This window comes from Acrocarpospora macrocephala, assembly GCF_009687865.1.
GTDB lineage: Bacteria > Actinomycetota > Actinomycetes > Streptosporangiales > Streptosporangiaceae > Acrocarpospora > Acrocarpospora macrocephala.
Genome location: NZ_BLAE01000067.1, coordinates 59,098 through 66,138, shown reverse-complemented (window position 1 = coordinate 66,138; position 7,041 = coordinate 59,098). Strand labels below are relative to the sequence as shown.

At 69.4% G+C, this 7,041-nt stretch carries 5 protein-coding genes; 3 read left to right on the top strand and 2 right to left on the bottom strand.

Annotated elements, in window-relative coordinates; all coding sequences use genetic code 11:
- Nucleotides 1-547: 547 nt before the first annotated feature.
- The gene (locus tag Amac_RS42645; protein ID WP_155360139.1) at nt 548-700 is read left to right on the top strand and encodes a hypothetical protein; all 153 of its coding nucleotides are present in this window, start codon (nt 548-550) and stop codon (nt 698-700) included.
- 1,006 nt (nt 701-1,706) lie between these two features.
- Here the strand turns inward: Amac_RS42645 and Amac_RS42640 are convergent.
- Nucleotides 1,707-3,074, bottom strand: a complete 1,368-nt coding sequence (locus Amac_RS42640) for a metallopeptidase TldD-related protein (protein WP_155360138.1) — start codon at nt 3,072-3,074, stop codon at nt 1,707-1,709.
- A complete protein-coding gene (locus tag Amac_RS42635; RefSeq protein WP_155360137.1) occupies nt 3,071-4,564 on the bottom strand; it encodes a TldD/PmbA family protein in 1,494 nt (497 codons plus the stop codon). The genes Amac_RS42640 and Amac_RS42635 overlap by 4 nt, the downstream gene beginning before the upstream one ends.
- 647 nt (nt 4,565-5,211) lie before the next feature.
- On the opposite strand from Amac_RS42635, the gene fabG reads away from it, so the two are divergent.
- Entirely contained in the window at nt 5,212-5,916 is a 705-nt protein-coding gene (gene fabG, locus Amac_RS42630) for a beta-ketoacyl-ACP reductase (RefSeq protein WP_155360136.1), read from the top strand.
- A 287-nt stretch (nt 5,917-6,203) separates the two neighbouring features.
- On the top strand, nt 6,204-6,971 hold the full coding sequence (gene fabI / locus Amac_RS42625) for an enoyl-ACP reductase FabI (protein WP_155350689.1): 768 nt from the start codon (nt 6,204-6,206) through the stop codon (nt 6,969-6,971).
- Nucleotides 6,972-7,041 lie beyond the last annotated feature (70 nt).

The window sequence follows — 7,041 nt, the reverse complement described above, 5'->3', positions numbered from 1 at the left end:
CGGCCATCGCCGTCTCGGCGTCGGAGGGCACCGGCGACCCGGCGGCGGTGAGCGCCTCGGCCCGGCGCAGCAAGTCCCGTAGCGCCGCGCCGGCCAAACCCGGATCCGGATGATCCGAACAGCCAGAACGGCCAGAACGATCAGAGCGATCAGAGCGGCCAGAGCGATCGGGGTGGTCGGGGTGGTCGGGGCGGTTGGGATGATCTCCGCACCCAGCGTCACGACCAGCACTCTGATCGGCCCACCACCCACGACCCGCACCCCGCTCTGTCTCCTCGGCACCCCGATCAGCCGCCCAGGCACCCCAATCCGCCTCCCCGACACCCCGACCAGCCTTCCGGGCAGCAGGACCGGGCTCCCCAGTTGCGGGGTGTGCTGTGCCGGAGTGCGAGGTGCCGGAGTGCGAGGTGCCGGAGTTCCTGCCGGGGTCGGCTGGGGTGACTGGAGTTCGGGAGGGGTCGAGTAGCAGGATCGCGCTACGGGAATCGGCAGGGATACGGCCGGGTTCCTGTGCCCCGGCAGGTCGCCGGGGTGGAGGTGTTCGCGGGTGGAGGACTGGCGCGCCGCCGGGGGTGGTATTGAGGGGCCCTCCGGCGGCGGGGTGGTGGGCGGGGTCGTCACCGTCGAGGCCGACTGGAGCGCAGGAGTTCACCGGCGCAAGGGAGGAGGCGCGGTGGTCGGGCAACAGGACTGCACCTGAGGTCATCATCGCGGAGCCCCTCCTGTCGTGGATCGACCGGTCGACCTACCACCAGGATATCGCTCACACGTTCGATAGGCAACTCTGTGTAGTCGTTATGTGTGAATTGTCGCAACGGGGGGTATGAGCGCGGCAGGTTGATGTCACCGATCTTCCATGGACATTCATTGATGTTCCGCAACGCCTTCAACCCATCGCGAACCCCATCGCGAACCCCATCGCGAACCCCATCGCGAGCTGCGCGTTCACGCGCTCAGCGAAGGGGACGCACGAGTCCACTGTTCCTCCTCGGGTGCCGCCCGCCGCCAACGCCGTGGCACCCGCACGAAAGCCATGGCACGGGGGGTTCCCCACTCACCCAGCCCGTTTGTTTCCTCTCTGCCGCCCCGCCGTCGCCGTGTTCGCGGTTCTCCCGCCCACCCAGCCCTGTGTTTCCACTCGGGCTCCGCCCGACCCCGCCATCGCCGTAATTGCCCGGAGGGAATAGGTGTCATGGCGCGGAGGGGGTGACTGAAATGGCCGACTCCCCGGCCAACCGGAACAACCGGACAACTGGCAGCCGAATAGCCAGGATGCCTGGCTGTCCGGCGTGACGCCTGACTCGGACGACGGGCAAACCGGAAACCATTGATCGACCGGCAAACCGAATACCTGGACGACCGGCCGCCCAGCTTGATCGCCTGGCTCAGGAGACGGGCGAACCGGAACGATCGGTCGACCCGGTCGGCCGGCAACTGAATACCCGGGCGACTGGCTGCATGACCTAATTGCCTGGCTCTGGCCTGGCGACCGGCCAACCGTACGATCGGTAGCCGAATAGCCAGGATGACCGGCTGCCTGACCGCCCAGCTCTGACTACCGGCAAAGCGGAACCATCAGTCGCCCCGGTCGACCGGCAGTCGAATAACCCAGATGACCGGCCGCCCGGCCTAACCGACCTGGCTCGGACGGCCGCAACCGGAACGATCGGACGCATGGCTGGTCTGGCAGTTGGGCGTCTGGCTTGTTAGTTTGCCTGGCTGACGGTGGACATGTTGAAGTCGGGGACGCGGATTGGCGGCATGATCGCGCGGGTGAAGTAGTCGTTCCACTCGCGCGGTAGGGTCTGCTCGCTTGTGCCCACCTGGGTGAGGCGGCCGAGTAGGTCCACCGGCGACTCGTTGAAGCGGAAGTTGTTGACCTCGCCGACGACCTCGCCGTGTTCCACCAGGTAGACGCCGTCTCGGGTGAGGCCGGTGAGCAGTAGGGACTGGGGATCGACCTCGCGGATATACCAGAGGCAGGTGAGCAGGAGGCCGCGCTCGGTGTTGGCGATCATGTCCTCCAGCGTGCCGGAACCGGTCGCGCTTTCCATGATCAGGTTGTCGATCTGGGGGGTGGTGTTCAGGCCGGTCAGCTCCGCCGAGTGGCGGGTCTGAATCAGGTTGGCCAGCGTGCCGTCGGAGATCCAGTTCGTGTGGTCCAGCGGCAGTCCGTTGTCGAACACCGACTGCTCGCGGCCCGAGGTGTGGGCGACCGCGAAGTTCACGCACTCCACGCCGGGGTGGCGCGGGTCGCTGAACAGCTGGATGGGCGTGCTGGACAGCTGATCGCCGACGCGGGTGCCGCCGCCCGGCTTGGCGAAGACGGTCCGGCCGTCGGCCGCGTCCCGAGCCCCGGCCGACCAGTAGAGGTAGATCATCAGGTCGGAGACGGCGCCCGGCGGCAGGATCGTCTCGTAACGCCCGGCCGGCAGGTCGACCCGGCGTTTGGCCCAGTCGAGCCGCCGTGCCAGCGTGCCGTCCAGGGCGGCCACGTCCACGTCGGTGAAGTCCTTGGTGGCCACGCCCGCCCAGGCCGAGCGGGTCATGTCGGGCGACTTGGCGTTCAGCTCCAGGCGGCCGGTCGGCTGGTCGTAGCGGCGGCGCAGGCCCCCGCTGGTGCCGACGAAGACCGAGTTCACCAGGTGCTCGGCGAACCCGTACAGCTTGCGGCCGGAGGCTTCGGCGGTGGCGAAGGCCTCGCCCAGCGCGGGGGCGAACGCGGAGAACACCTCGATCGAGGTGGGTTCGGCGGGAACCTCCCAGTCGGCCTGGACGAAGCCCTCCACCAGCGGCCTGGCGTCCTCGGACGGCTGCGCGTCCCTGGCCGCCTGGTCGGCGGCGGCGACCACGTCGGCCAGCTGGTCGGGCCGGACGGCGGAGCGGGACACGACACCTACCCCGGCGCCGGAGATCGAGATCACCGTCAGCCGGGCCGAGCGGGCCACGCCGTTGGTGGTGAGGGTGTTGCCCGCGAAGCGCAGGTTGGCGCTGGAGCCCTCGTCCACGATGACGACGCGGTCGTCCGCCCCCGGCAGCGCGAGCGCGCGTTCAACAGTCTCCTGCGGGGTCACTTGCCACCCTCCTGCACCGTGTTGAGGATCCGGACGTTCCGGAAGCGCGCGGCCGGGCAGCCGTGGCTGACCGGCGCGACCTGGCCGGGCTGGCCCTTGCCGCAGTTGAAGGCACCGCCCAGCACGTAGGTCTGCGGGCCGCCCACCGCGTCCATGGAGCGCCAGAAGTCGGTCGTGGTGGCCTGGTAGGCCACGTCGCGCAGCTGCCCGGCCAGCTTCCCGCCGGAGATCCGGTAGAAGCGCTGGCCGGTGAACTGGAAGTTGTAGCGCTGCATGTCGATCGACCAGCTCTTGTCGCCCAGCACGTAGATGCCGTTCTCGACCCCGGCGATCAGCTCGTCGGTGGACGGGCCGCCCTCGGCGGGTCGCAGCGAGACGTTGGCCATGCGCTGGATCGGCGGGTGGCCGGGGGAGTCGGCGAAGGCGCAGCCGTTGGAGCGGCCGAAGCCCTTCAGCAGCGCCATCCTGCGGTCGAGCTGGTAGCCGGTCAGGGTGCCGTCGGTGACGATGTCGAACGACTGCGCCCGCACCCCCTCGTCGTCCCAGCCAACGGTGGCCAGGCCGTGCTCGGCGGTCCTGTCGCCGGTCACATTCATGATCTTGGAGCCGTAGGTGAGCTCGCCGAGCTGGTCGAAGGTGGCGAACGAGGTGCCCGCGTAGGCGGCCTCGTACCCGAGCGCCCGGTCCAGCTCGGTGGCGTGGCCGATCGACTCGTGGATCGTCAGCCACAGGTTGGAGGGGTCGACGACCAGGTCATACTTGCCCGACTCGACCGAGGGTGCGGCCAGCTTCTCGGCCAGCAGGGCGGGCAGCGTGGCCAGCTCCGCGGGGAAGTCCCAGCCCGTTCCGGTCAGGTATTCGTAGCCGCGCCCGACCGGCGGGGCCAGCGTGCGCATGTCGTCGAAGCGCTCGCCGTCGCCCTTCATCGCGGTCAGCTGCGGATGCACCCGGACTCGCTGCTGGGTGGTCACCGTGCCCGCCGAGTCGGCGTAAAACTTCTGCTCCTTGACCTGCATCAGCGAGGCGGACACGTGATCGACCTGGCCGAGCAGGCCGCCCGACCACTCGCCCAGCAGCTCCACCTTCTCGCGCAACGGCACGTCGAACGGATCCACATCGTAGGCCGACACCCAGGTGACATCCGCATACACCGGCTCGGGGGCCAGCTCGACCGGCTCCCGGTTGATCGGCGCGCTCACCTCGGCCACCTGCACCGCCTGCTCGGCCACCGCGACGGCGGCCTCCGGCGTGAGCGCGATCCCGGCGGCGAACCCCCAGGTCCCGTTCTTCACCACCCGTACGGCGAAGCCGAGGTCATCGGCGTCGATGGAGCCCTCCAGCCGCGCGTCGAACAGGCGCAGCGTCTCCGCACGCACCCGCTCCACACGAAAAGCCGCATACTCGGCACCCAGTTCACGGGCCCGATTGAGCGCGGCATCGGCCAGCCGCCGGAGCGGCAGGGCGAGAAAATCCGGATCGATCTGACGCATGCGCCCGATCCTAGCGACGCCCTCCGACAATCCCCACCGGGCCTCCACCCACCCCGGACCGACGACCGACCCAGCCGCGATCCGAAGCGGACCCGGCTCCCGATCCGGCGCTTCCCCAGCCCGGACACGCCCGCGATCCCCAGACTCGGCCGCGATCTGGCGCAAGGCATCGTTCTCGACCTCGATTGCCTCCGCCTGCTCGGCAGGATGACCGCCTTGCCGAGCTGGCCCAAGTATCGGGGACCTTATAGGCGAAGACGATGCCCGTCTCTGAGCGATGGTGCCGCCACAGTCCGATGCCCGACGAGTTTGGCGAAGCCCGCAGTGCCACCAGGTGGAGCACCACCCAGAACTGCGCCGAGGATGTCGGGCGAGCGCCTAACTCCCCACTGATAGATCGGCATCGGGCGGACGGGCCAGGGCCCGTGACCCACCCCCGGACCCACGGCTGACCCAGCCGTGATCCGGCGCTGATCCCGCTTCCGATCCGGCGCTGGTCCAGCCCCGACACGCCCGTGGTCCGCTCCGGATCCGGGCGGGATTACGCCGCGATTGTGCCGCGACTGGCCGAAGTCCACCACGCCGGACCTGTGATCTTGTCTCGTGCGGACAAGCCGTTACCGAGTGGTAGCCGATAGCGTCGGAGCATGGCTCGTTCTGTACTCGTCACCGGCGGCAACCGTGGCATCGGTCTCGCGATCGCCCGCGAACTCGCGGCGACCGGCGATGCCGTCGCCGTCACCCATCGTTCCGGCGAACCCCCGGAAGGGCTGTTCGGCGTCCGCTGTGACGTCACCAGCCAGGCCGACGTCGACGCGGCCTTCGACAAGGCCGAGGCGGAGCACGGCCCAGTCGAGGTGGTCGTCGCCAACGCGGGCATCACCAAGGACACGCTGCTGGCGATGATGAAGGAGGAGACCTTCACCGACGTCATCGACACCAACCTGACCGGTGCCTACCGGGTGGCCAAGCGCGCCGTCCGGCCGATGCTGCGCCTCAGGCGCGGGCGGATCATCCTGATCTCCTCGGTGGTCGGCCTGCTCGGCTCGGCCGGTCAGGCCAACTACGCCGCCTCCAAGGCCGGTCTGGTCGGCTTCGGCCGCTCGCTCGCCCGCGAGCTGGCCTCCCGCAACATCACGGTCAACGTCATCGCCCCCGGCTTCGTGGAGAGCGACATGACCGCGCAGCTCACCGAGGAGCAGCAGCAGCTGATCCGCAAGCAGATCCCGCTCGGCCGGCAGGCGCACGCGGCCGAGATCGCGAGGGTCGTCCGGTTCGTGGCCAGCGACGACGCCTCCTACATCACCGGCGCGGTCATCCCCGTCGACGGCGGCCTCGGCATGGGCCATTAGGAATGGGCCATCCGGGGCTGCGAGGGCAACAGGCCGCCGTCTCGGCATGGGTCATTCGGGACGGCTCGCTATCCAGGGCCGCGGACGCCGGGCGACCGGCTGCCGTCTCGGCATGGACCATTAGGAACGGCTCGCTATCCAGGGCCGCGGACGCCGGGCGACCGGCTGCCGTCTCGGCATGGACCATTAGGAACGGCCCGCTATCCAGGGCCGCGGATGCCAGGCGACCGGCCGCCGTCTCGGCATGGACCATTAGGAACGGGTCATTAGGAATGGGGCACTAGGACATGGGAATTCTCGACGGCAAACGGTTGCTCGTCACCGGCGTGCTCACCGACGCCTCCATCGCCTTCAGCGTGGCCAAGCTGGCCCAGGAGGAGGGCGCCACCCTGGTGCTGACCGGTTTCGGCCGGTTGAGCCTGGTGGAGCGGATCGCCAAGCGGCTGCCCAAGCCGCCGCCGGTGATCGAGCTCGATGTGCAGAACACCGAGCACCTCGACACGCTGGCCGACCGGGTCGGCGAGCATCTGGACGGCCTGGACGGCGTGGTGCACTCGATCGGCTTCGCGCCGCAGAGCTGCCTGGGCGGCAACTTCCTCAACACCCCGTGGGAGGACGTGGCCACCGCCCTGCATGTCTCCACATACTCCTACAAGTCGCTCGCCGTCGCCTGCCTGCCCCTGATGAAAGGGGGCAGCGGGGCGATCGTCGGCCTCGACTTTGACGCCACCAAGGCGTGGCCGGTCTACGACTGGATGGGCGTCGCCAAGGCCGGTCTGGAGTCGGCCAACCGCTACCTCGCCCGGGACCTCGGCAAGCACGGCATCCGGGTCAACCTGGTCGCGGCCGGACCGCTCCGGACGATGGCCGCCAAGAGCATCCCCGGCTTCCAGGAGTTCGAGGACAGCTGGCCCGACAAGGCCCCCCTCGGCTGGGACCTCGCCGACACGGTGCCCGCCGCCAAGGCCTGCCTGGCCCTGCTCTCCGACTGGTTCCCCGCCACCACCGGCGAGATCGTCCACGTCGACGGCGGCGTCCACGCCATCGGCGCCTGACAAGACTCCACCAGGCCCCTGGCAGGGCGGTGCCTCGAGCCGGACTGCGCTCCGGGTCAGGTGGTGCCTT

Excerpts from the sequence above, each read along its gene's own strand:
- Amac_RS42635 (WP_155360137.1), bottom strand. The coding sequence starts at position 4,564 with ATGCGTCAGATCGATCCGGATTTTCTCGCCCTGCCGCTCCGGCGGCTG.
- fabG (WP_155360136.1), top strand. The coding sequence starts at position 5,212 with ATGGCTCGTTCTGTACTCGTCACCGGCGGCAACCGTGGCATCGGTCTC.
- fabI (WP_155350689.1), top strand. The coding sequence starts at position 6,204 with ATGGGAATTCTCGACGGCAAACGGTTGCTCGTCACCGGCGTGCTCACC.